Here is a 22,978-nt window from a genome sequence, read left to right on the forward strand (position 1 = left end):
GTCACTGGTGGACCTTCTTGCGGTGGAGGTCAACGTATGATTTATAGAAATCGCAACTCATAATATAAATCTATCAGATGAGGATCTAGCCATGGACGTCAAACGCCTCTCCCCGGACCTGTCGGTGACGGGTCAGCTCGCTCCCTCCGATCTCGCGGCGGCGGCCGAGTCGGGCTTCCGGGCGGTGATCTGCAACCGCCCCGATGGCGAGGGCGGCGACCAGCCGGGCTTCTCGGAGTTGGAGGCCGCCGCGCGTGCGGCCGGCCTGGAGGCGCGGTACCTACCCGTCACGTCGGGCAAGGTGACGGATGGGGATGTGATGGCCTTCCGCGGCGAGCTCGCGGCCCTGCCGAAGCCGGTGCTCGCCTTCTGCCGCACCGGAACCCGCTCCGCGACGCTGTGGGCGCTCGGCGAGGCGGCAGCTGCGCGGCCGCTTCCGGACATCCTGGCTGCCACCAAGGCGGCCGGATACGAACTGAGCGGCGTCGTCCGGCGCATCGCGGCAGGCGGCCGGGTTCCTACTGAGCACGCCGACCAGTTCCACAGTGTGGTCGTCGTCGGCGGCGGGGCCGGCGGCATCGCCGTCGCGGCGAGCCTGAAGGCGCGCAAACCCGACCTCGACATCGCCGTCATCGATCCGGCGGACGTGCACTATTACCAGCCGGGCTGGACGATGGTCGGCGGCGGAGTGTTCGAGCCCGCCGCCACGGCCAGGACCATGGCTTCCCTGATCCCGAACGGCGTGCGCTGGATCAAGGCGGCGGTTGCGGCCTTCGAGCCCGAGCGCAAGGCGGTAATCTTGGAAGGGTGCCGGGTGGTGCGCTACGACCGCCTCGTGGTCGCGCCCGGCCTCAAGCTGAACTGGGCCGGCATCGAGGGGCTCGCCGAAACCCTCGGGCGGAACGGGGTCACCTCGAACTACCGCTACGACCTCGCCCCCTACACCTGGGACCTCGTGCGGAACCTGCGGGCGGGCCGCGCCGTCTTCACGCAGCCGCCGATGCCGATCAAGTGCGCCGGCGCCCCGCAGAAGGCGATGTACCTTTCCGCCGACCACTGGCTGCGGCAGGGGCGGCTCGGGGACATCGCGGTCGAGCTCTACAATGCCGGTCCAGTCCTGTTCGGCGTGAAGGAATACGTCCCGGCCCTGATGAATTACGTGAAGCGCTACGACGCGAACCTGAATTTCAATCACACCCTGACCCGGATCGACGGTCCGGCTCGGCGCGCGTGGTTCTCGCGCAAGACGGAGGAGGGCGGCAGCGAGACGGTTGAGACCGGCTTCGACATGATCCACGTCGTCCCGCCGCAGCAGGCGCCCGACTTCGTCCGCGTCTCGCCCCTGGCCGATGCCGCCGGCTGGGTCGATGTGGACCCCGGGAGCCTGCGACACCGTCGCTTCCCCGAGGTCTACGCGCTCGGCGACGCCTGCAACGCGCCCAACGCCAAGACCGCCGCCGCCGCGCGCAAGCAGGCGCCCGTGGTGGCCCACAACCTCCTCGTCGAGATGGGCCACCTGCGCGGGGCCGAGGTCGCCTACGACGGCTACGGCTCGTGTCCGCTCACGGTCGAGCGAGGTAAGATCCTGCTCGCGGAGTTCGGCTACGGCGGCAAGCTCATGCCGAGCTTCCCCGCATGGCTGATCGACGGGACGAAGCCGAGCCACCTCGCATGGCTCCTGAAGGAGCGGATGCTGCCTCCAATCTACTGGAAGGCCATGCTCAAGGGACGCGAATGGATGGCTAAGCCGGAGAAGGCAGCCGCCTGAAGCTAAGCGGCGCCGGCTTTGTCCCGGCGCCGCTCGCTGTGCGTCGACGATGCGGGCTCAATCGCATGCCCTCAGCCGACAGCTAGGGTTCCGGACCGTGAGGCACGTGTTCGGAGCGGCGCGCCAGCGCCAGCGAGCGGCGCTAGGAACGGAGCGACAGCGTCCGTCAAGGTTCTCCGACCTGACCGAACATCGCCGCTTGGCCGAGCGCCCGCGCTCGCGCATCCGGGCTGCGCGCAGGCAAGCTTCTCCGCGGTCGACCCGCGATCAGGATGTCGTCGAACGCGTCGAGGAGGGCCTGCATGCGGGCGTCGCTCAGGCTGTAGAACACCACCTTGTGCTCGCGCCGCGTGGCCACGACCTCAGCGTTGCGCAGCTCCCCGAGCTGCTGCGACAGCGTTGGTTGGCGGATGCCGAGCTGCTGCTCGATCTCAGAGACGGATCGCTCTCCCTCCGCCAGGAGATACAGGATGCGCAGCCGGTTCGGGTTGGCGGCGACCTTGAGCAGGTCGGCGATCAGGATCGCCGTCGCCTCGTCCGTGCCGGAGGCCATCACAGGCTTCCCAAGCGGTAGTACCAGTCCTGCCCCGCAGCGCCTGGCTGGGCGATCTCGTCGCTCGTCAGAGGCGGGTTCACAAGCACCTGGTCGCCGGGTTGCCATCCCTCCGGCGTCGAGACGTCCGATGCGTCGCAGGCTTGGAGCGCCTGCACCAGCCGAAGGATCTCGGCGATGCTGCGGCCCACCGTCAGCGGGTAGGCGACCAGCGCCCGCACGATGCCTTCAGGATCGATGACGAACGTGGTCCGGACGGTGGCGCTCGACGTCGAGCCAGCCGGCAGCATGCCGTAGGCCCGGGCGATGCCCATGGCGGGATCTTCGACGATAGGGAATGGCACCCGCACGCCGAAACGCTGCTCGATGCTGTGCTTCCAGGCCAAGTGGGAGGAAAGGCTGTCGACGGACAGGGCGAGCAGGTCGCAGTCGGTGTCCCGAAAGGCCTCGTAGGCCTGGGCGAACGCGACGAACTCGCTGGTGCAGACGGGGGTGAAGTCGGCCGGGTGGGAGAAGAACACCAGCCAGCGTCCGCGATACGAGGCGAGCGTCCGCGGGCCCATCGTCGTCCGCGCGCGAAAGTTCGGCGCGACGTCGCCGATGATCGGCGGGCAGGCGGGCGGCGGCACGGGCGGATCGGTGTCGGTTTCGATACTCATGGAACAACTCTCGACGTTTCAACAGTGTGGTCAGCACCGTGGACCTCGCTACGATGCCGGTCAATATGCAAATTCATATCGAGTAGGTCTTCGCATCATAAACTTGTATTGACACGCCCGAGCTGTGGCATATGAAGGCGGGGCGACATTCCGGCGGCATGCTTGGTTCGGTACGGTCCATGGCGGGCCTCCCGGATGTCCCCATTCCCGCCAAAGGCAGCGCCCACGGATGCTGGCCAACCATCTCCCGAGCGCGCTCGACCTCGCCCGCAGTCAGTTCGCCTTCACGGTCGTCTGGCACTTCCTGTTCCCGGCTTTCACCATCGGGCTGGCGAGCTATCTCGCGGTGCTGGAAGCCTTCTGGCTCGCCACCGACAAGCCAGTCTATCTCGACACCTACCGCTACTGGCTGAAGGTCTTCGCCGTAGCCTTCGCCATGGGCGTCGTGTCGGGGCTGGTGATGAGCTACCAGTTCGGCACCAACTGGTCGGTCTTCTCGGACAAGACCGCTCCCGTGCTCGGGCCGCTGCTCGGCTATGAGGTGCTGACCGCCTTCTTCCTGGAGGCGGGCTTCCTCGGGGTGATGCTGTTCGGGATGGAGCGGGTGGGCCCCCGCCTGCACTTCCTGGCGACCTGCCTCGTCGCGGGCGGCACGCTGCTCTCGGCCTTCTGGATATTGTCCGCCAATTCCTGGATGCAGACGCCCGCGGGCTACTCGCTCGATGCCGACGGCCGGTTCGTGCCGGAGAGCTGGACGGCGGTGATCTTCAACCCGTCCTTCCCCTACCGCTTCGCCCACACCGTGACGGCGGCCTATCTGACGACGGCGATGATCGTCGGCGCGGTCGGCGCGTGGCACCTGCTGCGCGACCGGACCAATCCCCGCGCCCGGCTGATGTTCTCCATGGCGATGTGGATGGCGGCGATCGTCGCCCCGGTGCAACTGGTGCTCGGCGACCTGCACGGCGGGAACAGCTACCACCACCAGCCCGCCAAGGTCGCGGCGATGGAGGGCCACTTCGACAGCGTGACCCGCGCGCCCTCGATTCTGTTCGGCTGGCCGGACGCGCAGGCCGCCGAGACCAAATACGAGATCGGCATCCCGGGCCTCGCCAGCCTCTATCTCGCGCATGATCTGAACGCGAAGGTCACGGGCCTGAAGGACCTGCCGCGCGACACGTGGCCGACCAACCTGCCGCTGGTGTTCTGGGCCTTCCGGGTGATGGTCGGGCTCGGCATGCTGATGATCGGCCTCGGCCTGTGGTCGCTGTTTCTGCGGTACAAGGGCCGCCTGTTCGAGACGCCCTGGCTGCACCGCTTCGCCGTGGCGATGGGCCCCTCGGGGCTGATCGCGGTGACGGCGGGCTGGGTGGTGACGGAAACCGGCCGCCAGCCCTTCACGGTCTACGGCCTGCTGCGCACCGCCGACAGCGTCTCACCCATCGCCGCCCCCGCCGTGGCGGCCTCCCTCGCGGCCTTCGCGCTGGTCTACTTCGCGGTGTTCGGGGCGGGCATCTGGTACCTGTTCCACCTGTTCAACCAGACCCCGCGACCGCACGAATCCGGCCCGCCCGTCGGCCAGCCGGTCCGCACGGCGGGCATTACTCCGGCGCCGGCACTCGCCGGTGACGCGCACCTGCAACCGGCCGAGTGAGGGGAGGCTGTCATGGACCTCGATCTAACCCTCATCTGGGCGATCCTCATCGCCACCGCCGTGTTTCTCTACGTGGCGATGGACGGGTTCGATCTCGGGCTCGGCATCCTGTTCCCGGCGGTGCGCGGCAAGGCCGAGCGGGACGTGATGGTGAACTCGGTCGCCCCCGTCTGGGACGGCAACGAGACTTGGCTCGTGCTGGGCGGCGGCGGGTTGTTTGCGGTGTTTCCGCTGGCCTACGCCACGATCCTGCCCGCCCTGTACATGCCACTGATCCTGATGCTGCTGGCGCTGGTGTTCCGGGGCGTCGCCTTCGAGATGCGCTTCCGCATGGCGACGCCGCGCGGGCAGCTGTGGTGGGACCGTGCCTTCTCCTGGGGCAGCTTCGTCGCCGCCTTCTGCCAGGGGATCGCGCTCGGCGCCTTCGTCCAGGGCATCAGGATCGAGGGCCGGGCCTATGCGGGCGGCTGGTGGGACTGGCTGACGCCGTTCTCTGTGCTGACCGGCTTCGCGCTCGTCGTAGGCTACGGCCTGCTCGGGGCCTGCTGGCTGATTTGGAAGACCAGCGGCGAATTGCAGATCCGGGCGTATAACCTCGCCAAGCCCTTGGCGGTGGCGACGCTGGTCCTCATCGCCGTGGTCTCGGCGACGACGCTGGCGATCAGCGCGCCCTTTCGCGCCCGCTGGCTCGGCCTGCCCGGCCTGTTCGTCGGCGCGCCGGTGCCGATCCTGGTCGGGCTCCTGGCGTGGCGCTTCGCCCAGGCCCTAGGGCGGCGGGAGGAGGTCACGCCCTTCCTCTGCGCGCTCGGTTTCTTCCTGCTGTCCTATGTCGGGCTCGGCATCAGCATGTGGCCGTACATCGTGCCGCCGAGCGTCACGATCTGGCAGGCGGCGACGCATCCGAAATCGCAGGGCTTCCTGCTCTACGGCGCGGCGGTGCTGGTGCCCCTGGTCCTGGCCTACACAGCCTACGTGTACTGGCTGTTCCGCGGCAAGGTCACGGCGGAAGCGGGGTACCACTGATGCGCAGGTTCGGCTGGTTCGTGCTGATCTGGGCGATGAGCGTGGCGAGCCTCACGGCTGTCGCCCTGCCGCTGCGGTGGCTACTCAAGGGGGTGTGAAGGGTGTCGGTCTGCCCATTGCAACCGTGATCCTGCACGCCACCCCTTCAGGATGCTTCGGTCCTTGGTAAGTCCCCTTGCGAGGTCGGGCCGAGACCTACCTTTGCCATAGCGAAGCCGGAGCCACTGCCGGTTCGGCGGCTGTCGCGCTCCCGGAAAAGGTCGAGCGGACGTTGGCGCGTTCGACCAGAGGAATGTTCGTGCCGACGTTCTCGACAGTGCATCCTCCAGCCCGGGATGCCAGCGCGCCGCCGCGATGACGGATATTTGTGCTGAGTGCCTTTCCATTGTTCGGCGGGGGGCAGCCCCCCTTAAGCCTGGCTTAAGCAGGACGGCAAGGATGGCGGAATGCATGCACCGTCGGTCAAAGTTTCTCACCTTGCCTTTTCTGCGCTCGTCGCTGTGCTTCCGATGAGTCGCAGGTTGGCTCTGGCGGCGAGCAGGAGTGTCCGCATCGCGTTCGGCGGACTGTTGATGTGTGCTTCTGTCTGCCCAGCACGAGCCATGGACGGTGGTGAAATCGCCCGTAACGGAACACAGGCCGGCGTGCCGGCCTGTGCCTCGTGCCACGGGGATTCCGGGGGCGGAAATGCCGAGGGCGGCTTTCCCCGTCTTTCAGGCCTCGCGGAGGACTACCTCGCACACGAGCTCGACAGCTTCGCCGACGGCAGCCGGGACCATGAGATCATGGGTCCGATTGCCCAAGGCCTAGCACCGGAGGAGCGGCGGGCGTTGGCCGTCTTTTATGCCGGGCTCCGCGCCCCGCCGCCCGACGGGACACCCCAGCCGGACGACACGGCATACGACCGCGGCCGAATGCTGGCGCAGACTGGTGAGTGGACGAAGGCATTGCCCGCTTGCGCACAATGCCACGGCCCAGCTGGGCAGGGCGTCGGCGCCGCCTTCCCGCCGCTGGCCGGCCAGCCGGCCGCCTATCTCGCGGCGCAGCTCTCCGCCTGGAAAGCCGGGACACGCCACAACGATCCCCTCGGGCTGATGAAGGGGATCGCCGACCGGCTGAGCGATGACGACGCCACCGCCGTCGCTGCCTACTACGCCGCTCTTCCTGTCACGGCGATTGGAGGCGGCCGATGAACCTTATGACGCGCTTCACCGGACGGTCCGCAGCCCGCCTCGCGCTGGCAACGGCGATGGGGGGCCTCGCGGTCCTGACGCCCCTCGGTTCCGTAGGGGCCGAGACAACCGCGCCGCCCTTCGTGCCTCAGCCCGATTCCGCCATCTCCGACGACGACTTCGGCCAAGTCATTCGCCTGGGCGAGCGCATCTTTCGCGATACGGGCGCCGAGGCGCGGGCCTTCGTCGGCAACGATCTGCGCTGCACGAACTGTCACCTCGACCGGGGCCGCCTCGGCCATTCCGCTCCCCTCTGGGCGGCCTATCTCGTCTACCCGGCCTACCGGGCGAAGAACCGTCACGTGAATACCTTCGCGGAGCGGCTTCAGGGATGCTTCCGCTACAGCATGAACGGCAAGGCGCCCCCGCTGGGCGATCCCGTCCTGGTCGCGCTGGAGACCTATGCCGCCTTCCTCGCCCACGGGGCTCCCGTAGGCATGAAGCTTCCCGGGCAGGGGTACCCGAAGCTCGCCAAGCCCAAAGGCCTCGATCTGGCCCATGGGCGAGAAGTCTACGCCGCGAAATGCGCCCTCTGTCACGGTGGCGACGGTGCCGGGCAGGCGAGCCCGGACGGGACGATCGTGTTCCCGCCACTGTGGGGAGCCCGCTCCTACAATTGGGGCGCGGGGATGAGTTCGGTCGTCAACGCGGCAGGCTTCATCAAGGCCAATATGCCGCTGAGCCAGGGCAACAGCCTCACCGATGCCGAAGCCTGGGACGTCGCCGCCTATATCGACAGTCGCGAGCGACCGCAGGACCCACGCTTCACCGGCGATCTCGCGGCGACCCGCAAGGCCCATCACGACAGCCCTTACGATTTCTACGGTCAGGCCGTGGACGGCGTGACGCTCGGTGAGGGGGCACCTCCTGCCGGGACCGTGCCGCACTGAACAGCAACTGGCCCCCTGGGAGCACGATCATGACCCTCGAACGCCGCAGCCTGCTTGCCCTGGGCGCCGGCCTCGCCGCAGGCTTGGCGGACGCGCGCCCGGCCGGGGCGACCACCGCCGCCGACCTACCCGAGGGCAGCCGAAATCTGCGGGACCTCACAGACCGTCTGGCGAGGGCCCCGCGCCGGCGGGATTTTAAGATCGTGCCGATGATCCTCGACCGACCAGATTTCTGGGACCACGAGGCCCTGTCAGAGGTGATCGCCTACAAGGGAGGCCCCCGCCAGGTCTGGGACAACACCGACATCGGCGGGCCGTGGCTGAACCTCATGCGCAACGCCCTGAACAATCAGGTCTGGTCATTCAAGCATCCCGATTTTCTGGCCGCCTCGGCGACCCACGGATCGGCGAATGTCGCCCTCTACGACCAGGCGATGTGGGACAAGTACCAACTCACCAAGCTCGCGGGCGAGGCGTTCAAGACCAACACGCTGATCGTGCGGAAGAAAGCGGCTCAGGCGGGGGCCGCGAACTACCAGGACCCGGCGGGGATGTTCTCGCCGGAGAACAACACGATCCCGGCGCTGATGGCCCGGGGCGTCGTATTCCTCTCGTGTCACAACGCAATCTGGGAACAGGCGGGGACGCTCATCCGGCGCGATCTGAACCCGGACAAGCTCTCGCACGATGCGCTGGCGGAGCTGACGAACCATCTCATTCCGGGCGTCGTCCTGACCCCCGGCGCCGTCGGCACGCTGCCCGAGTTGCAGCAGGCCGGCTTTCATTACGCGAAGTGAGGCCGACAGTGCAGGGTCTGAGTGTCGGATGTCTCGTCGGAATCCTTGTCCTCAGCGCGGTGACGGCGGTCGAGGCCGCCGGCCGGACGAAACGATCGGCGGAGGCGGCCTATCTGGAGGAGGCCTTCGCCCACGATCTCTGCACCCGCGACGACCGCGCCTTGCGCAAGCTCAACCGCGCCCTGTCCCGCAGCCCGAAGGCCTCGCCGGTCCGCCGATGAGGCGAAGCGGCCCGGCGTCACGACGATAGTCCGCAGTCCTCACGGCCGGTATTGGCCAAAACCATAACGGGAGAAGACCGCTCGCGCGTCGTCGCCCATGAGGAAATCCAGCCAGAGCTTCGCCTCGGCCGGATGCGCGGCGTCCTTCACGACCGCTCCGGCATAGATGCCGGTGGCGTTCTGCTCGTCCGGGATGTCGATGCGCTCGGTCGGTAATCCAACCTGCTCTTCGAACAAGGTTTCCGAACGCCACGTGACCCCGGCCTGTGCGCGTCCCTGCATTAGCCAGACCGGCGTCTGGCGATGATGCATCCGCGTCAGAAGCGTCGTCCCGTCGGCGACCTTTGTCTCGTAGACGGCCTTCACCAAATCATCGTCCCCCGCCTTGGCCAGGGAGGCCTTGATCTGGCGAGCGACACCTTCGAATTCGGGATTGGGCATGGCGAGGGTCAGCCCCGGCCGCGCAAGATCGGCCAAGCCCTTGATGCCCGCCGGGTTGCCCTTGGGCACCATGATCGCAAGCTGATTTGTCGCGTAGATCGTCGGGGGGCCGAGAAGATCGCCCGCCTCAATGAGCCGATTTACCGCCATGAGGCCCGAGAAGTACGCATCGGGCTTGGCCGTCCAAGTCATGTTGCCGACGGTAATGCGCCCGCCGGCCTTCATTTGGCGGACGAGCAGACCCGGCGGAATCGTCTCGTAGTAGATCCGGCCCTTGAGCTCAGGGTGCTTCGCCTCGAAGGCCGCCACCAGCGGCGCCATCGCGAAGAAGTAATTGCCGCCCACGTAGAGCACGAGGCGCGCGTTGGTCAGGTCGCCATGGAAGTCGGCGAGGTTGTCGGCCTCCTTAACCGTGAATTCCAACCCCTTGTCGACTGCAGGGTTGTTGGCCCCAGCTTGCCATGGGGGAAGCCGGCCTACGTGGGAATCGATCGCGTGGCTCGGGGAGGCTTGAACTACAAGTAAACAGCAACCCAAAGCAAGGCTGAGAAACCTGATTTGAGGCATCGAAATCGCCTTCCTTTTACGCCGGACGGAGACGTCGCCGTTGGACCCTGTAGCTTAAGTCAAGCTTAAGGATAAGTTGTGGAGCTCAAACCAGCTCTGATCCGGCTTGCCAAGCTTGGAGCTTGCACCGGGCCACAATGGCGTCCCCTGATACGAAGACGTCAAATCCCCTGGCGACGTGGCTGCGGGTGAGATCCGCGGAATGATGAGGCTATCATCCAGGACAGTGAAAGCGGCATTGTGAATGGTAGCTGGGTATCCCGTAGAGCTACAAACGAAATTGCTGGATGGTCCGCTTTGAAGAAGGTGCCGGAGCGTTCTGAACGGCCGTGTTGGGCGCTAGGCGGAATGGCCGCTTTTGGCAGCCGGCTTGCGATAGGAATCCGCGGCAACCAGTTGATGGCCAGCTACGACGCCCCCGGGGCCAGGCCGACGCCGCCCGAGCCAAGGACGGCCTTGCCGCGCAGGTCGCGGCGGCCCACGCCGGCCCCCTCCAGGCATTCCTCGACCGGCTCATGCCGGCTGTCCCCTCAGCCAAGCCGTGCCGCCTCACCCGAGCGACCGGCTTCCCCGAGGGCATGCGGGACAGCCACGCGCGCACGCAGCTTCGGGCCGGTGACATCGCCGGTTGGGGGTGGGACCGCCTCTGCGCCGCCGCGGCCTCGCTGGACCACGAAGTCGTCGTGACCCTCCGGCCGCGAGTTCGCGCCGAAGCGTAGTCCGACGTGCGCCCACCGTCGGGCGCTGTGCGCCCCCTGTGCGCCCTTCAAAATTAACAAATGTTCAGGTTTGGCGGACATTTCACGTTTCGGGGGCATCCTGGCGTGACATGTCTTGGACGTATGCATCGCCCCGGGGCATCCTCCAGCATCGAGGAGCCACCCCATGCGCATGAAGATCTCCACCCTGTCCGAGGCCCAGCGCGTCGCACACGAGCGAGACCTCGGCCGGCGCCGGAAGGCCGGTGAGCGGGAGCGCTTGCGCGACATGGGGCGGCCCGACGCGGCGACGCTGGACAGGGCCCTCGGGGACGCCGTCCGGTCGATCCTATCCCGGGGCGGGGACGCCTTGACGCGCCCGGTCACTCCAGCGGCGCTGCTTAGGCTCACGCAGGAGCATCTCCTCTTACGGTCCGTGCGGGCGGAGGAGGCTGGCCGGGAGCCGGTCCGCTACCGCTCCGAGGCCGTCCTCGCAGCGATCCAGGACCGCCTGCTGACCCCGCCACGGGGCGCACCAGGACCTGCAAAGGCCGCCTAGGATCCCTCGAAATCCGCGTTACCAAGATCGCGACAGCCGATTCCGTGGAATGGAGTAACGGTAGGACAGCCCCTCGGCCCCAAAACCGCTCGCTGGACACGTCCCGGTTAACCGGAGGCCAGGGATACCGCTCGAAAGGCGGGCCGGCCCTCTGGACGAGGGAGTCCGCCCAGGCCCATCTTGAGGGTACACACCGCCGCCAAGGAGGCCCCCATGAACGCGATCGCCGCCGAGGTCATGATGGACTGCGGGGGGAGGCTCGCCTCGATCGGCAGCGCGATCCACCTCGGCGTGCAGCTCGCTGCGGCTGAGCGGAGGGCCCGGCGGGACGAGGCAGTCGATTCGGTGACCCGGCTGGCCTACAGGCTGCAGGACGCCCGCGCCGACCAGCGCGAGGCCGAGGTCCGCGCGGTGGCTGCCGAGGCCCGCATCGAGGTCGTGGAGCGGGCCCTCGCCCGGGCCGTTGCAGAAGCGGCCGCGCTGCGTGAGGCTCTGAGCGTGGAGCGGGAGTTCTCGGCCGGCCTGCGCGACATCATCGGCGCCTGAGGACGCCCGCTGAGATGCGAGGGGCCGCCGGGATCGCCGGCGGCCCTTTCCGTTCTTGTCGCAGACCTCAGCCGAAGGCGGGACGCGCCCCCCCACGGCGGCGGTCATAGGCCTCGTCGTCGTCCTCGGTCGGCAGAACCGCCGGGCGGGGGCCGCGCGTCGCCATGGCCGCCACCTCCGCCCGGTCGTTGGCCGCGGCCCTGCGGATCTGGGCCAGCATCGCCCGCATGTCGTCCCGGGCCGGGGCAGCCACGGGCGCGGCTGGAGCCGGCGGAATCCCGGGGATCGGGGTGCGGCCCTGGACGTGGGCGGCGACGACCCACGTGGTCAACTCACCGAGGTGACGCAGCTGGTTCGGCGAGAGGCCACCCAGCCACTGGACCAAGTGCGGCGGCAGGTCGGCATCGTGGAGCGGGATCATCCGGACGTCGCCGGCTGCCCGGGCCCCGGCGGAGGCCTGTACGGCGTTGCCGAGCATGGCGGCGGCATGGAGCTCGGCTCGGGCGGCGGGAGGCACCTGGGTCAACGTCTGCGCCGCCATGCTGTCGTCCCGGCCGACGGCAGCGTCCGCGACGTCCCGGGGTCCGACGGGCCGGCGGGGCAGTAGCGCGCCGAGCGTCGCACCGAAGGCGCCGGCTGCGTAGTCCAGCACCTGCGCCGGACCGGACAGCCCCCGGCCGGCGACGTGGGCGACGTGGCTGGCGCCGTCCCTCACGCCTCGGCCGACCATGCGGACGTCGGCCGCGATCGCGGCACCGGCCTCTTTCACGCCGCCGAAGATGGCGCGCAGCGCGGCCATGATCATCGCGGCGATGGCCCGGGCGATCCGGGCGAACCTGTCAGAAACGGACATCTCAACCTCCATCACGGCCTGTGCCGCGAACGGAGCCTCCCCCCGCGGCATGAAAGTTACCAGGACAAGTCACGCCTCAGCGCCGCGGACCGCCGTACCCGCGCGCGTTAACCTCCGTCATGATGGCCTCGACGTGCTGCTCCCATGCCCGGCCCGGGCCACCCTTGCCGGACCGGCCTTCCCGACCGTCGGATCCCTCCGTGAGCGAGGAGAGCCGGAGCGGTACGACGTATCCGAGGTCGTGGCATTGGCCAGCTGTGCCGGCGAGGACGTGGTCCTGGATTTGCCAGTCGGCCGTCCGGATGATGCGGCGCAGCTGGCTGTCGTCCATCTTCGCGAGCCACGCCCGGACCTCGGGCGGCAGCGGGGGCGGCGGCCCGAGTGCCAGCTCGTACTGGTCTCGCTGGATCGTGCGCACGTGCCGGCGAATTAGGTAGCCCAACGGGGCGGCCGTCGACCTGAGCGGCTGCCGTGGGGGCGCAGCCGGTGGGGGCGGCTCAGGCACGGCTGCCGGCGCCATCAGGCCGTACCAGCGAAGGATAGCGACGAAGATCTTTCGCAGCGTGGTCATTGTCACTCTCCGAAAAGGCAGGCGCGCAGCGCCGGGGGGAGCTGCCTCCGGTGCGCGTAGACGAGCGCCCGGGCATGCGCGGCCTCGACGACGTCGAGCGAATCAGTGCTGGCGAGGCGGTGCCCCTCTGCCAACGCCACGGCGCTCCAGCCCACCCCATTCCGCTCCCGGGCCTGGTCCCCATCCAGCCCTGACAGGTGCCGGCACGCCACGAGCAGGTCGGCCCGGACGTCAGGATCCCTGACGGCGGCGACGTCCTCCGGCGCGGCAGGCTGGGCGAGCCGGCGATCCACCGCCGCGACGACGTCCCGGGCCTCGGCGAGGAGCGCGTGAGCGAGGCGAACCTGCCCGGGCGTGAGCCGCCGGGCCCCGGCCAGCCCCCAAGCCAGGGGACCCTTCGATCTGAATGCCCACGCGTGCCTGGCGAGCTCGTCTGCGAGGGCGTCTTGAACGGCGGAGAGGGCGTCCTCCTCCACGCCGCGGTTCGCCTGCGCGACGCGGGCGTGGTGGGCTAGGTCCTGCCGAACGTCCTGCTCCCACCTGGAGATCCTCTTTGCGAGGTCGGGCACCCCCGCGGCGGATGCGAGGTCCCACACGACGACGCGGTCCTCGATGCGCAGGCCGGCCTTGGCGGTGGCGTTGGGGAACCGGCGCAGGAGGTGATCGGACAGCTCGGTGCGCCCAGCGATCCAGCGCCCGTGGCCCGCCCGGCGCCACGAGAGGTCAAGCAACTCGGGCGTTTCCGCAAGAGTTGACGCGGTCTTCGCGCCAAGGATCGGGCAATCTATCCTTTGAAGCATCGGCGTCCCCGATCTTTTGCAAATGATACCGAGCGGCAGTTCGCTTCTCGAACCGAAAAAACTGCGCGTACCCTCATTTTCGCTCTTGCGCGCAAATTCGCAAGTGGCTTAATAAGAGGAATATCAATAAATTTATCAGGGATGACTTGAATGAATGCCGCACCCTTCTCAGGTGCAGGGAGCCTCGTGCCCGTCGTGAGCTACGAGCACATCGTCGCCTTGCTGCGCGCTGGCGTGGCCGAGGCCGGGAGCCAGCGCGCGTTTGCGCAGGCCTGCGGGATCCACGAGGGAGACCTGGGCCAATGGCTCAAGCTCCGCCGGCTCCCGAGCGAGCGCGCGATGCATTTCGTCGGCGTCGAGCGGCACCTCGTCCTCGTCGGGGATCCGATGCGGACGCTCTGGACGCCTGCCTCCCCCGCCCGCCCGGTCCCCGCTCCGGAGGCCGCGCCTTGCAGCTGACCGCTCGCCAGATCCGCGCCCGCATCGCTGCGGCCGCTCAGGAAGCCGGGACCTCCAAAGCCTTGGCCACCGCCGCCGGCATGAGCGAGAGCCGCGTCTCGAAGAGCCTGCGGTCCGGGGCCCACGTCCCGGATTCGCTCCTCGCCGCCGCGGGCATGTGGCGGGACGACCAGGGCGACGTCCGCCTTGTCGGCGACCCCGGCCCGGCGCGGGTGCAGATCCTCGTCGTGCAGGCGACCGGCGTTGCCGGCGTGACGGCCGCGATCGCCCTCGCGTCGGCCGCCCTCGGCCGAGAGGAGCCGCCTAGCTGACCGGCTCCCCCGCCGACGCGCCCGGCGACAAGGGCGCCCCACCCCGCTACCCGCCCCGAAACTGATGGTGCTGCATCATGTTCAAGACGCTCCCCCTCCACATCCTCATGCACGGCCACGACACCTCGGCGCCCGAGGGCGTCGTCAACGTGCGCCTCGCCGGCCGCGAGGATGGCATCGACCAGCTCGCCGCCTCGATCCACGCCCTTGGCCTGCTCCTGCCGCTCACGGTCGTCCCCGGCGCCGGCCAGGCCCACTACGTCGTCGACGGCAACCGCCGTCTCGCGGCCCTCCGGACGCTCGCCTGCGACGGCCGAATCCGCACGGACGCGCCGGTGGCCGTCATCGAGTGCGACGCCGAGACTGCCCGCGAGCGCGGGCTCAGCGCGAACATCACCCAGTCCCGCATGCACCAGGCCGACGAGTACCGGGCATTCCACGCCCTCCAGCAGGAGGGAATGGATGAAGCGACCATCTCGGCCCGCTTCGGCATCGACGCCGTCCGTGTCCGGAGGATGTTGGCCCTGGGCAAGCTCGCCGACGAAGTGCTGGATGCCTGGCGTGCCGGCGACTTCGGCCGGGACCCTGTCGACACCGTGAGGGCTTTCACGCTCGCGTCGTCGCTCGACGAGCAGCGCGCAGTCCTGGAGAGGCTGCGCGGCGCCGGCCGGCTCTACGCTCACTGCGTGCGGACAGAGCTCGGCGTGGGGGACCATGACCTGAGCCGCAACCTCGGCTTCGTCGGCCGGGACGCCTACGTCGCGGCGGGCGGCGGGATCGTCGAAGACCTGTTCGGCGAGAACCACCGGGTCCAAGATCCTGCGCTGCTGAAGCGGCTGGTCGACGAGAAGATCGCGGCCGAGGTCACGTGGCTCGTCGCCGACGGGTGGTCTTGGGCGGCCAGTGACGAGCACCTGCCGGACAACTGCCGCTGGTCCTGGCAGGTCATCCGCGCCGAGCCTCGCGCGGCCACCGACGCAGAGACCGCCCGCCTTGAGGAGCTCCAGGCGATCATCGACGCCGACGGCGACCCCGTCGGCGTCGCCGCGGCCGAGCAGGAGGCCGAGGACATCGAGACGGACATGAAGCAGGACGGCTACACGCCGGAGCAGAAGGCTCGCTCAGGCGTGATCCTCCGGATCGGCCGGGACGGCAAGATCGACATGACCTTTGGCGTCGTCCGCCCGGCAACGGCTGCCGTCGCGAAGGCTTTCGCCAAGATCGAGGGCGGGGACGCCGCCAAGGCTCTGCAGCAGGCGCAGGCCGAGCAGCCCGAATCCGTGGCGATCTCGGCGGCTCTGACGCTCCGGCTGTCGCAGCAGCGCACGCTCGCGATGCGCGACGCGATGCTGGCCTCGCCGCAGGTCGCCCTCGCCGCGCTGCTCGCCACGGCGATCTCCCAGGACTCCTACAGCTCTCCGGTCCGCATCACCCTCAACGGCTACAACGAGGCGCCCGGCGGCCAAGCCTCCGACGCTGAGAAGTATGAGGCGGCCTTCCAGAGGCTGGCGGACCTGCCGCTCGATGCGCTGCTGACGGTCGCCGCCGGCGTGGCCGGGAAGGCGCTCGACCTGCAGATCCACTCGGTCGGCGCCGTCCCGTCCAGCGCCAAGGGGGCCAAGGCCCTGGAGGCCCGCCTCGACGCCACGCGGATGGCGGAGGCGACTCGGGAGCGCTGGGACGCGGCCAACTTCTTCAAGTCGGCGCCCAAGGCCGTGGCGCTGCGCGCCGTCGCGGAGGCCCTGGGGCAGCCCGAGGCGGACCGGATCGCCGGATCGACGAAGCTCGAGATTGCCGCGGTCGCGCTGGCCCGGGTCGTCCCGACCGGCTGGCTGCCGCCCGAGATCCGGCCCGTCGGCTACGCGGTGGCCCCGGCGGCCGAGGCGGCCCCCGCGCCGAAGCCGGCTCGCAAGAAGGCCGCCTGACCCCCGCCGGAGCGGCCGCCCGGTCGCCCCGGATCCCCCGTCACAGGAGATCGCCCCCATGATCGAGCCCGCCTCCGACACCGCCATCCCCGCCCTGATGCAGGGCCTCATCAACATCGACGATCCCCAGGCCCTGGTGAACGCCCATGCTGCCGCCGTCGCCGCCGGGCAGGGTCCCCTCGCCGAGCAGGTCGCCCGATTCGCCGCCCACCTCGGGCAGGAACTCCGGGCGACGACCGCCAGGGTCGACCACGACGTCCGGCACACACACGAGAGCTCACACGAGGAGCTTTGGGCCGAGAGCGACGCGGCCGTGGACAAGCTCCGGATCCTGGAGGGAGTGCCCGCCCTCAAGGCCGCCATCGACATGCTGCCCGAGGATGACGTGGCGGAGATCTGGGGGATGTACGGGCCCTACGACGACGGGGAGGACGAGTGATGCCCCGCTACGTCGAGGACCTTGATCGCAATCGAGACGACGACGACGGACAGGTGCGCGAGTTCCTCTGCCCCTGGTGCAACGAGGCCCTCGATCTAGGCGAGGGCGTCTTCCTGGAACGGCACCCCGAGCGGTTGTTCGTCTGCATCGACTGCGCCTGCAGCAGCTGAGCACCGCCGGAGGCCCACGCCTCCGGCCCCTCCACCGGCCGCCTCAATCCGGGGCGACCCGTCGAGGGGCCTACCCACCGCCCGACCTCGCGGGCAGATCTCGGAGCACGCCGACATGGCCATTCAGATCACGCATGACGGTATCAACCTCATCGTCCAGACCCCGCACGCGAACCTCAACTTTAACCGCCGGATCAAGGACATGGGCGGCCGGTGGGAAGCCAGCGCATGGCGGGTCGACGCTCGCAACGAGGCCATCGTCCGAGCCGCCCTGAAGAGGTCTTACGGGTGGGATGGCACGGGGAGCCGGACACCGTGTCCATGCAGTGCGACATCGACAAGGACAGCTGGCGGTCGCCGGTCGAGGTAGCGGGCCGCCTCATCGCCCGCGCCTTCGATCGCGACTCCGGAGCCAAGCTGGGCGACGGCATCGTGCTCCTGTCCGGGAACGTCACGTCCGGAGGATCCCGGGCGAACTGGAAGACGATCGTCAGCGCAACCGTCGTGATCCACGACACCCCCCGGAAGGTCTACGAGAAGGCGCTCGTCATGGGCTACACCGGCGTCACCGACGTCCGGCTGTTCGTGCCCGACGTCGAGGAGCTGGCCGAGGGCGTGGACTGACCCATTCACCTACACGCAACCTCGACGACGTAGGATGGCCCATGACCACCAGGATCATCATCGACGAGTTCGACCGCCAGCTCCGTAAGGCGCGCATCCATGGCGTGCCCGAGCGTCGCGATCTGCGCCGGCGCCGGGCCCGGCTGATGGTGCAGGTCTCTGCGTCCACAATGCCCGAAATCCCTCGCCTAGCCGAGGACGTGCAGCGGGCCGTGGCGGGGCCGCACTACACCCTGGGCGAGATCTTCCAGCTCGCGCTCATCCGCCTGCCCGCCCGAGTCTGACGGGCCGCCCCGGGCCCTAGCGGAGCTCTTGCGCCTGGGGCGTCAGGGAGTGGAGCGCGTCGATGTCCGGGGCGGCCCGGACCTCTCGGCAGGCGTAGATGTCGTCGGCGAGCTGCTCGAATCCGTTCTTCTCGGAGCCGCCCCACACAGCCGATGCGGTGTGCCGCGTGAGCGCGACGACGGAGAAGCACCTGTTGATTGCCCCGTGCATCTTGTCGTCGGACAGCCGGATCTCGATGTCGTCCGGCCAGGCAAAGAAATTGAGGACGAAGGCCGAGACCTCCGTCTCCTCGGGCAGCCGGGCCTCCCAGGCATCGCAGGTGGACGCCAGGACGACCAGCGTTTTCTTGTCAAACGGGGGGAGCTTGACGTGCTTCCAGAGCGGCCGGTCGTAAAATTTCTCCCCAGCCGGGATCCGGCGGGCGACGAACTTCATCGGCGGCCGTCCGTCGGGATCGGCCTCGTGGAACCGGTGGCTGATGGGTCGGGCGGTGCGGGTGCGCCAGGGCATGCCCCATCGTGGCAGCCTGACCTTACCGCCTCATCTACGCCGCTTCGGCAAGGGCGGCGGCCGCCTTTGCCCCCGCCTTCCGGGCGGCCGTCTCCGCCAGGGCCTCCCGGATTTCGCTGAGCTGGACGGGGGCCCAGGCCCAGCAATCGACCCCGACGTCCAGGCTCGCCGACGTACCGGGCAGGCTGCCGTGCGAGTGCCCGTAGAGGTGCAGGTCGCCTCGGTGCATGCCGTACCACACGCGCTGCGCGTAGTGCCCCAGGACCATTGAGACGCCGTCGACCGTGACGAGAGCCCGCTCCTGCTGGCTTGCCCAAGACAGTGCCTTCTCCCGCGCGTTGTCGTGGTTGCCCCACACCAGGTGCTTCTTGCCGGCGAGGCGCGAGAAGATGTCCCGGCACCTCTCGGCTGACGCGCCGTAGGCGAAGTCGCCGAGATGCCAGACTTGGTCGCCCGGGCGGACGCGGCCGTTCCAGCGCGCCACGAGGACCTCGTCGTGCTCCTCGATCGACTTGAAGGGGCGGGGCCGGGCCATCCTCGATCCGAGGATACCGACGTGGCCGAAATAGGTATCGGACGTGAACCAGACCGTCATGGCGGCCTCCGGGCATAGGGGAACGCGTGCCGGCCGGGGCGTCCCGGCGGCGGTGGCTGGCCTCAGGCCAAGGGGCGTTTGCCTATGCGGAGGAGCGTGTTCATGGCGGCAAACTCGGGCATCTGGACCGGCCGGGCAAGGGGGGGGCGACCGGCAGGATAGGGGTTATCCCTGGGCTACGCGGCGGTGGCGAGCTCCTCGGGTATGTCCTCCTCCCCCGCCTCGGGCTTGCTCCGCTTGCCCTTGCCGGCGAGCTCGCGCTCCCGGCGCCGACGGGCTAACTCGGCGCCGAGCTCGATGGCCGGGGGGAGCGCCGAGGCGGCGGCCGCGGCCTGCTCATCCGCCCACGCGCACCAACGCGCCATGAGGGGCTGCTTGATGTCGAGACGATCGTCATCGGTGTAATGGCGCTCCAGGACGTCGTCGCTCCTGTAGCCCTCATTGTGGTCAAGGATCATCTTGACCGTGTCGCGCGGGATCCTGAGCGTCGCCTGACAGACCGTCGACAGCCCGCGGCGGAGGTCGTGCGGTGAGGCGGCGATGCCCATGTCGAGGATCCTGTGATTGATCGCCGCATCGGAAAGGTGGCCACCGAAAGCGGCGCCGATCCGGGCCGCCCGGACCTGCGGGAATAGGAAAGCGCTCCCGGCGGCCGTGGCCCGAGCCATCTGCTGCTGCACGAGATCCCACAGGGCCGGGGGCAGCGGCAGGGCGTGCCTATGCTTGTCCCCGCGCTTGGCCGCGGTCTTCCGGTGCGCAGGTCCCATCGACCAAACGCCCCAGCCGGGCACTTCCTCCCACGGGACGAAATCCTTGACCAGGGCCTCGACGACGGGACGCCGCCGCTGCCCGGTCAGGACGAGAAGCTGAAGGGCCGAGGCGACCGTCGGATTGAGGACGCCGGTCCGGGCCACCGCCAGGATGCGCCCGATCTCGCCGGGCTTGGCCGTATACCCGCCCGGGACCTTACCGTTCGCCCGCAGCTTGTCGCCCGGCGTCCGCTCGGGCGCCCGCAGGGTGGGGATACCGGCCTCGACGCCGGAGCGCTTTCGGTGCTCATGCCGCGCCAGGTAGCTCCACATTGGTCTCAGGACGGACGCCAAGTGCTCGGCGTGTCGCTCTCGGCCGCTGGCATGCACCGCGTGGACGACCGTCGCGAGGTCCTCGATCGTGATGCGCCGGACCCGCCGTCCGGCAAAGGTCGCGAGCTCGGGCGAGTGGAGCAGCTTCCGGTAGTCCGTGTACGTGGCCGACCGCCTGGTGCGCGCGACCTCCGCCAGGAACGCCGCAAGGGCCTCCTCCCAGGTCCACTCGCCGGCTCGCTGGATCTGGTCCTCCCAAGCCTCGACGAGGGCGGGGTCCCGAGGCGCCGGGTTCGGCTCCTTCGGGGGGAGCTTGTGCATCTGCCGGAGCCGGCCCTCCAGCCAGCGGTCGTCCGGGACCCCGAGCCGGTCGACGAGCCGGCGCCTGGCCTCCGTGGCGATCGCGCGCGCATCGGCGAGCCGGAGCATGTCGGTCGAGCCGAGAGTCAGCCTGTGCGTCCGATGTCCGGATTCGAACTTGAATGCGTACTTCACCCCACGGGGCCCGACGCGCATCAGCAGCCCGGGGCAGCCGGCGTCGATCAGGTCGTACGCCCGGCCCTTGGGGACGGCGTCGGCGATCCCCTGCTTGACCAGGGCCTCGGTGAGTTTGACGGGCATGCGAGCGGCTCGGGCGGATCTCGGGCGGACGTTCTCGGGCGGATCGCCGCCCGGGCTCATCCCCTCCGCTACCAAGCTTCCCTTGCCAGATCCTTGATCGAATACGATAAATACCTGGGCTTCGTCGTTTTCCCGTGCATGTCGATGCGCCCGGATGGAGCCCAAAACCGCCCGTCACGAGGAATCATAATCCTTGTGTCGGGGGTTCAAATCCCTCCCTCGCTACCACTCAACTCCTTGTTTTCACTCGCTTGACCGAACCCGCCTTCCGGCGGGTTTGACGTTTTGGGCGCCAAAGTTTGACGACCGCTCGTGCTGCGTGAGCTTGGCGTCCAAGGAAGCCACCGGCGCCCGCATCTCCGGAGCCAGATCAGTCTCTTTCGCCTAGTGGTGCGCCATCTCGATCGTGCGCTGACCCAGGCCTGTGCGGGTTCGCCGGGCTGCGCGACGCGCGGCGCATGCGCGACAGAATGTCGAGCGCGCGGTCCCGAGCGCTCTGGCCGCACCGCGCGCTGTCCCGCTCGGGCGAGATCGCGTTCGCCAATACGGCGACCGGCTCGCGCGAGGGCATGCCATTCGCCTCGCTGACCGCATGCCGCGGCGACCGGATCATCATCGACGATCCCCTCTCCACCGAGACGGTCGAGACCGAGCGCGAGCGGACGCTGCGGATCTTCCGCGAATCGGTGACGACGCGCCTCAACGACCCGGCGCTCCGTGATCGTGGTGATCATGCAGCGCCTGCACGAGCGCGACGTAACGGGCGAAATCCTGCGGCTCGGCCCGGGCTACATTCACCTGATGCTGCCCATGGAGTTCGAGCCGGACCGCGGCTGCCCGACGCCGAGCTTTGCCGATCCGCGCACGCTCGGCGGCAAAATGCTGTTCCCGGAGCGCTTCCCGCGGTCGTGATCGAGCGCGACAAGATCCCGCTCGGCGCCGACGCAGTGGCAGGCCAGTTCCAACAGAGGCCTGACCCGCGCGAGGGCGGGCTGTTCGAAAGGTCGACCTCGGGCAATACGTCCGAGACTCTCCACGGTCCCGCGCTCACTGAAATCGAGACGGTCGCGGGCTCCGATTCAACGACCGCGCCACCCACCAGCCCTGACCTCAGCTACGGTGCGCCACCGCGTCTCCGTCGGAGGCCCCATGCCCGAGCTGTCCCTATCCTGCCGCTGACGAAAGTCGATGCGGCCAACCGGCTCGACTACGACCTGACTGATCGTCGCTCATCTAGGTCGGCGCTCGAGACGATGGCGGGCGATCAGCCCGGGCCGCGCCGCCTCGTCGGCCGCGCGCTCACGAAGGGAGAGAGGGTGACACCGGTGCCTCCGAAACATTCTCAGCTGCGGCGATCCGCGACCACGTGGCCAAGATGAGCCCAGAGTCGCGCGCGGATTTTCTGATCGAGGTCTCGCGCCAGATCCCGCAGCAAGTCGCGCGCTGATGCGCTCGCACCCGCCGTCTGCGGACGGTCGCCCGCGACCGCGTGTGATCCCATCGTGTTGAAGGAACGCATCAATGCTCTTCTCGAAAGCGGCGGCATCATGAAACGGTTAATGCGGCAATGAATGCCAGTATATAGACATTTCATGTCGAAGATTCTACAATTAAACGTCTGCTAACGCTCCGCGCCGTAAATCCTGCACCCAAGCCGCCGCGTCGCAAAATTCATTCTCTAGATATCTGTTGTCCACTATGAGATCTCCAAACCCAAGCGCCTCCTTGGCGTGCAGGAGAGGAGAACCTCTGTGGCATCAGCATACGTGATCGGCGGGATCTTAGTGCTCGGCGCGCTCACGGGCGCAGCAGGTGGAGCGATAGCTGCCTGCAACGTCCAATTACATATAGCGAACACATGTCTGGGCAATTTCAAGTCCGCGACAGGCCGTGGCAGCGATCTTTTGAAATCGACGGAGGAGCGCATCGGCGCCGATGTGAAGATGGGGGCTTGTTCATCCACTGACCGGGCCGAAATCGGCCGCGCCTCGTGGAATGCCGGTGAGAGGGCAATGCAGCTCTCTCAAGATGGGCAGCTCAAATCGACCAGTGAGGTCCAAGAATTTTGTCTCAATCATGCTCGAAAATTTTCCAATTGAAATTATATATATTATGCGGACGACAA

General features: G+C 68.5%; 29 protein-coding genes and 1 pseudogene. 19 read left to right on the plus strand and 11 right to left on the minus strand.

Annotation, left to right across the window (positions count from 1 at the left end):
* The first annotated feature begins 91 nt into the window (after nucleotides 1–91).
* A complete protein-coding gene (locus ME121_RS00365; protein WP_059407854.1) occupies nucleotides 92–1,768 on the plus strand; it encodes a bifunctional protein tyrosine phosphatase family protein/NAD(P)/FAD-dependent oxidoreductase in 1,677 nt (558 codons plus the stop codon).
* 283 nt (nucleotides 1,769–2,051) lie between these two features.
* On the opposite strand, the pseudogene ME121_RS00370 reads toward ME121_RS00365, so the two are convergent.
* Nucleotides 2,052–2,321, minus strand: a pseudogene (locus ME121_RS00370) (ArsR/SmtB family transcription factor); the annotation flags it as partial.
* Nucleotides 2,321–2,980 (minus strand): peroxiredoxin, encoded by a 660-nt coding sequence (locus ME121_RS00375; RefSeq protein ID WP_059407858.1) that lies wholly within the window; start codon nucleotides 2,978–2,980, stop codon nucleotides 2,321–2,323. The pseudogene ME121_RS00370 and the gene ME121_RS00375, both read right to left, overlap by 1 nt.
* Nucleotides 2,981–3,209: 229 nt before the next feature.
* Between ME121_RS00375 and ME121_RS00380 the strand changes: the two genes are divergently transcribed.
* The 7 genes from ME121_RS00380 to ME121_RS32970 all read left to right on the plus strand — a co-directional run bounded on the left by ME121_RS00380 (nucleotide 3,210) and on the right by ME121_RS32970 (nucleotide 8,797).
* Nucleotides 3,210–4,634: a cytochrome ubiquinol oxidase subunit I gene (locus ME121_RS00380; protein WP_059407860.1), complete on the plus strand. Its 1,425-nt coding sequence runs from the start codon at nucleotides 3,210–3,212 to the stop codon at nucleotides 4,632–4,634.
* 12 nt (nucleotides 4,635–4,646) lie between these two features.
* On the plus strand, nucleotides 4,647–5,657 hold the full coding sequence (gene cydB, locus ME121_RS00385; protein ID WP_059407862.1) for a cytochrome d ubiquinol oxidase subunit II: 1,011 nt from the start codon (nucleotides 4,647–4,649) through the stop codon (nucleotides 5,655–5,657).
* A gap of 35 nt (nucleotides 5,658–5,692) precedes the next feature.
* A complete protein-coding gene (locus tag ME121_RS32965; RefSeq protein WP_289015239.1) occupies nucleotides 5,693–5,755 on the plus strand; it encodes a hypothetical protein in 63 nt (20 codons plus the stop codon).
* Nucleotides 5,756–6,103: 348 nt separating this feature from the next.
* A complete protein-coding gene (locus tag ME121_RS00390) occupies nucleotides 6,104–6,850 on the plus strand; it encodes a c-type cytochrome (RefSeq protein WP_083374276.1) in 747 nt (248 codons plus the stop codon).
* Nucleotides 6,847–7,779 (plus strand): c-type cytochrome, encoded by a 933-nt coding sequence (locus ME121_RS00395; protein ID WP_244612611.1) that lies wholly within the window; start codon nucleotides 6,847–6,849, stop codon nucleotides 7,777–7,779. Before ME121_RS00390 ends, ME121_RS00395 begins: the two co-directional genes overlap by 4 nt.
* A gap of 29 nt (nucleotides 7,780–7,808) precedes the next feature.
* Complete coding sequence (tetH, locus tag ME121_RS00400; protein WP_059407866.1) at nucleotides 7,809–8,576, plus strand: thiosulfate dehydrogenase; 768 nt, start codon at nucleotides 7,809–7,811, stop codon at nucleotides 8,574–8,576.
* An 8-nt stretch (nucleotides 8,577–8,584) separates the two neighbouring features.
* Nucleotides 8,585–8,797, plus strand: coding sequence for a hypothetical protein (locus tag ME121_RS32970; protein WP_142582430.1), 213 nt, complete (start codon nucleotides 8,585–8,587; stop codon nucleotides 8,795–8,797).
* 39 nt (nucleotides 8,798–8,836) lie between these two features.
* Here ME121_RS32970 and ME121_RS00405 read toward each other — a convergent pair whose 3' ends face one another.
* A complete protein-coding gene (locus ME121_RS00405) occupies nucleotides 8,837–9,805 on the minus strand; it encodes a molybdate ABC transporter substrate-binding protein (RefSeq protein ID WP_059407868.1) in 969 nt (322 codons plus the stop codon).
* Between the two features lie 885 nt (nucleotides 9,806–10,690).
* On the opposite strand from ME121_RS00405, the gene ME121_RS00410 reads away from it, so the two are divergent.
* Together ME121_RS00410 and ME121_RS00415 are read left to right on the plus strand one after the other, a co-directional pair.
* Complete coding sequence (locus tag ME121_RS00410; protein ID WP_059407870.1) at nucleotides 10,691–11,062, plus strand: hypothetical protein; 372 nt, start codon at nucleotides 10,691–10,693, stop codon at nucleotides 11,060–11,062.
* Nucleotides 11,063–11,275: 213 nt separating this feature from the next.
* Nucleotides 11,276–11,608, plus strand: a complete 333-nt coding sequence (locus ME121_RS00415) for a hypothetical protein (RefSeq protein ID WP_059407872.1) — start codon at nucleotides 11,276–11,278, stop codon at nucleotides 11,606–11,608.
* A gap of 67 nt (nucleotides 11,609–11,675) precedes the next feature.
* Here ME121_RS00415 and ME121_RS00420 read toward each other — a convergent pair whose 3' ends face one another.
* The 3 genes from ME121_RS00420 to ME121_RS00430 all read right to left on the minus strand — a co-directional run bounded on the left by ME121_RS00420 (nucleotide 11,676) and on the right by ME121_RS00430 (nucleotide 13,763).
* Nucleotides 11,676–12,461 carry a hypothetical protein gene (locus tag ME121_RS00420; protein ID WP_142582429.1) on the minus strand — a complete coding sequence of 262 codons (786 nt, stop codon included), beginning with the start codon at nucleotides 12,459–12,461 and terminating at the stop codon, nucleotides 11,676–11,678.
* 76 nt (nucleotides 12,462–12,537) lie between these two features.
* Complete coding sequence (locus tag ME121_RS00425) at nucleotides 12,538–13,032, minus strand: hypothetical protein (RefSeq protein ID WP_059407876.1); 495 nt, start codon at nucleotides 13,030–13,032, stop codon at nucleotides 12,538–12,540.
* Between the two features lie 2 nt (nucleotides 13,033–13,034).
* Entirely contained in the window at nucleotides 13,035–13,763 is a 729-nt protein-coding gene (locus tag ME121_RS00430; RefSeq protein ID WP_142582428.1) for a hypothetical protein, read from the minus strand.
* Nucleotides 13,764–13,982: 219 nt separating this feature from the next.
* Between ME121_RS00430 and ME121_RS00435 the strand changes: the two genes are divergently transcribed.
* The 7 genes from ME121_RS00435 (at nucleotide 13,983) to ME121_RS00460 (ending at nucleotide 18,044) form a co-directional block, all read left to right on the plus strand.
* Nucleotides 13,983–14,291 carry a helix-turn-helix domain-containing protein gene (locus tag ME121_RS00435; protein ID WP_142582427.1) on the plus strand — a complete coding sequence of 103 codons (309 nt, stop codon included), beginning with the start codon at nucleotides 13,983–13,985 and terminating at the stop codon, nucleotides 14,289–14,291.
* On the plus strand, nucleotides 14,282–14,602 hold the full coding sequence (locus tag ME121_RS00440) for a hypothetical protein (RefSeq protein WP_059407882.1): 321 nt from the start codon (nucleotides 14,282–14,284) through the stop codon (nucleotides 14,600–14,602). The genes ME121_RS00435 and ME121_RS00440 overlap by 10 nt, the downstream gene beginning before the upstream one ends.
* Before the next feature lie 77 nt (nucleotides 14,603–14,679).
* A complete protein-coding gene (locus ME121_RS00445) occupies nucleotides 14,680–16,527 on the plus strand; it encodes a ParB/RepB/Spo0J family partition protein (protein ID WP_059407884.1) in 1,848 nt (615 codons plus the stop codon).
* Between the two features lie 58 nt (nucleotides 16,528–16,585).
* A complete protein-coding gene (locus tag ME121_RS00450; protein ID WP_059407886.1) occupies nucleotides 16,586–16,966 on the plus strand; it encodes a hypothetical protein in 381 nt (126 codons plus the stop codon).
* Nucleotides 16,966–17,136: a hypothetical protein gene (locus tag ME121_RS32975; protein ID WP_159392710.1), complete on the plus strand. Its 171-nt coding sequence runs from the start codon at nucleotides 16,966–16,968 to the stop codon at nucleotides 17,134–17,136. Before ME121_RS00450 ends, ME121_RS32975 begins: the two co-directional genes overlap by 1 nt.
* Before the next feature lie 315 nt (nucleotides 17,137–17,451).
* A complete protein-coding gene (locus tag ME121_RS00455) occupies nucleotides 17,452–17,760 on the plus strand; it encodes a hypothetical protein (RefSeq protein WP_159392709.1) in 309 nt (102 codons plus the stop codon).
* 41 nt (nucleotides 17,761–17,801) lie between these two features.
* Nucleotides 17,802–18,044: a hypothetical protein gene (locus ME121_RS00460; RefSeq protein ID WP_059407890.1), complete on the plus strand. Its 243-nt coding sequence runs from the start codon at nucleotides 17,802–17,804 to the stop codon at nucleotides 18,042–18,044.
* A 16-nt stretch (nucleotides 18,045–18,060) separates the two neighbouring features.
* On the opposite strand, the gene ME121_RS00465 is transcribed toward ME121_RS00460, so the two are convergent.
* The 4 genes from ME121_RS00465 to ME121_RS32980 form a co-directional block, all read right to left on the minus strand.
* Nucleotides 18,061–18,555, minus strand: coding sequence for a hypothetical protein (locus tag ME121_RS00465; RefSeq protein WP_059407891.1), 495 nt, complete (start codon nucleotides 18,553–18,555; stop codon nucleotides 18,061–18,063).
* A gap of 34 nt (nucleotides 18,556–18,589) precedes the next feature.
* Entirely contained in the window at nucleotides 18,590–19,150 is a 561-nt protein-coding gene (locus ME121_RS00470; protein ID WP_059407893.1) for a metallophosphoesterase family protein, read from the minus strand.
* A 176-nt stretch (nucleotides 19,151–19,326) separates the two neighbouring features.
* Nucleotides 19,327–20,853, minus strand: a complete 1,527-nt coding sequence (locus tag ME121_RS00475) for an integrase family protein (RefSeq protein ID WP_059407896.1) — start codon at nucleotides 20,851–20,853, stop codon at nucleotides 19,327–19,329.
* Between the two features lie 370 nt (nucleotides 20,854–21,223).
* On the minus strand, nucleotides 21,224–21,556 hold the full coding sequence (locus tag ME121_RS32980) for a hypothetical protein (RefSeq protein ID WP_143739252.1): 333 nt from the start codon (nucleotides 21,554–21,556) through the stop codon (nucleotides 21,224–21,226).
* 14 nt (nucleotides 21,557–21,570) lie between these two features.
* On the opposite strand from ME121_RS32980, the gene ME121_RS00480 reads away from it, so the two are divergent.
* On the plus strand, nucleotides 21,571–21,765 hold the full coding sequence (locus ME121_RS00480; RefSeq protein WP_052516840.1) for a hypothetical protein: 195 nt from the start codon (nucleotides 21,571–21,573) through the stop codon (nucleotides 21,763–21,765).
* 430 nt (nucleotides 21,766–22,195) lie between these two features.
* Here ME121_RS00480 and ME121_RS32985 read toward each other — a convergent pair whose 3' ends face one another.
* Complete coding sequence (locus ME121_RS32985) at nucleotides 22,196–22,372, minus strand: hypothetical protein (RefSeq protein ID WP_165850946.1); 177 nt, start codon at nucleotides 22,370–22,372, stop codon at nucleotides 22,196–22,198.
* 232 nt (nucleotides 22,373–22,604) lie between these two features.
* Here ME121_RS32985 and ME121_RS32990 point away from each other — a divergent pair, with 232 nt between their 5' ends.
* Nucleotides 22,605–22,952 (plus strand): hypothetical protein, encoded by a 348-nt coding sequence (locus ME121_RS32990; protein ID WP_143739253.1) that lies wholly within the window; start codon nucleotides 22,605–22,607, stop codon nucleotides 22,950–22,952.
* Nucleotides 22,953–22,978: the final 26 nt, after the last annotated feature.

It is taken from the genome of Methylobacterium sp. ME121 (assembly GCF_000974725.1).
Taxonomy (GTDB): Bacteria; Pseudomonadota; Alphaproteobacteria; order Rhizobiales; family Beijerinckiaceae; genus Methylobacterium; species Methylobacterium radiotolerans.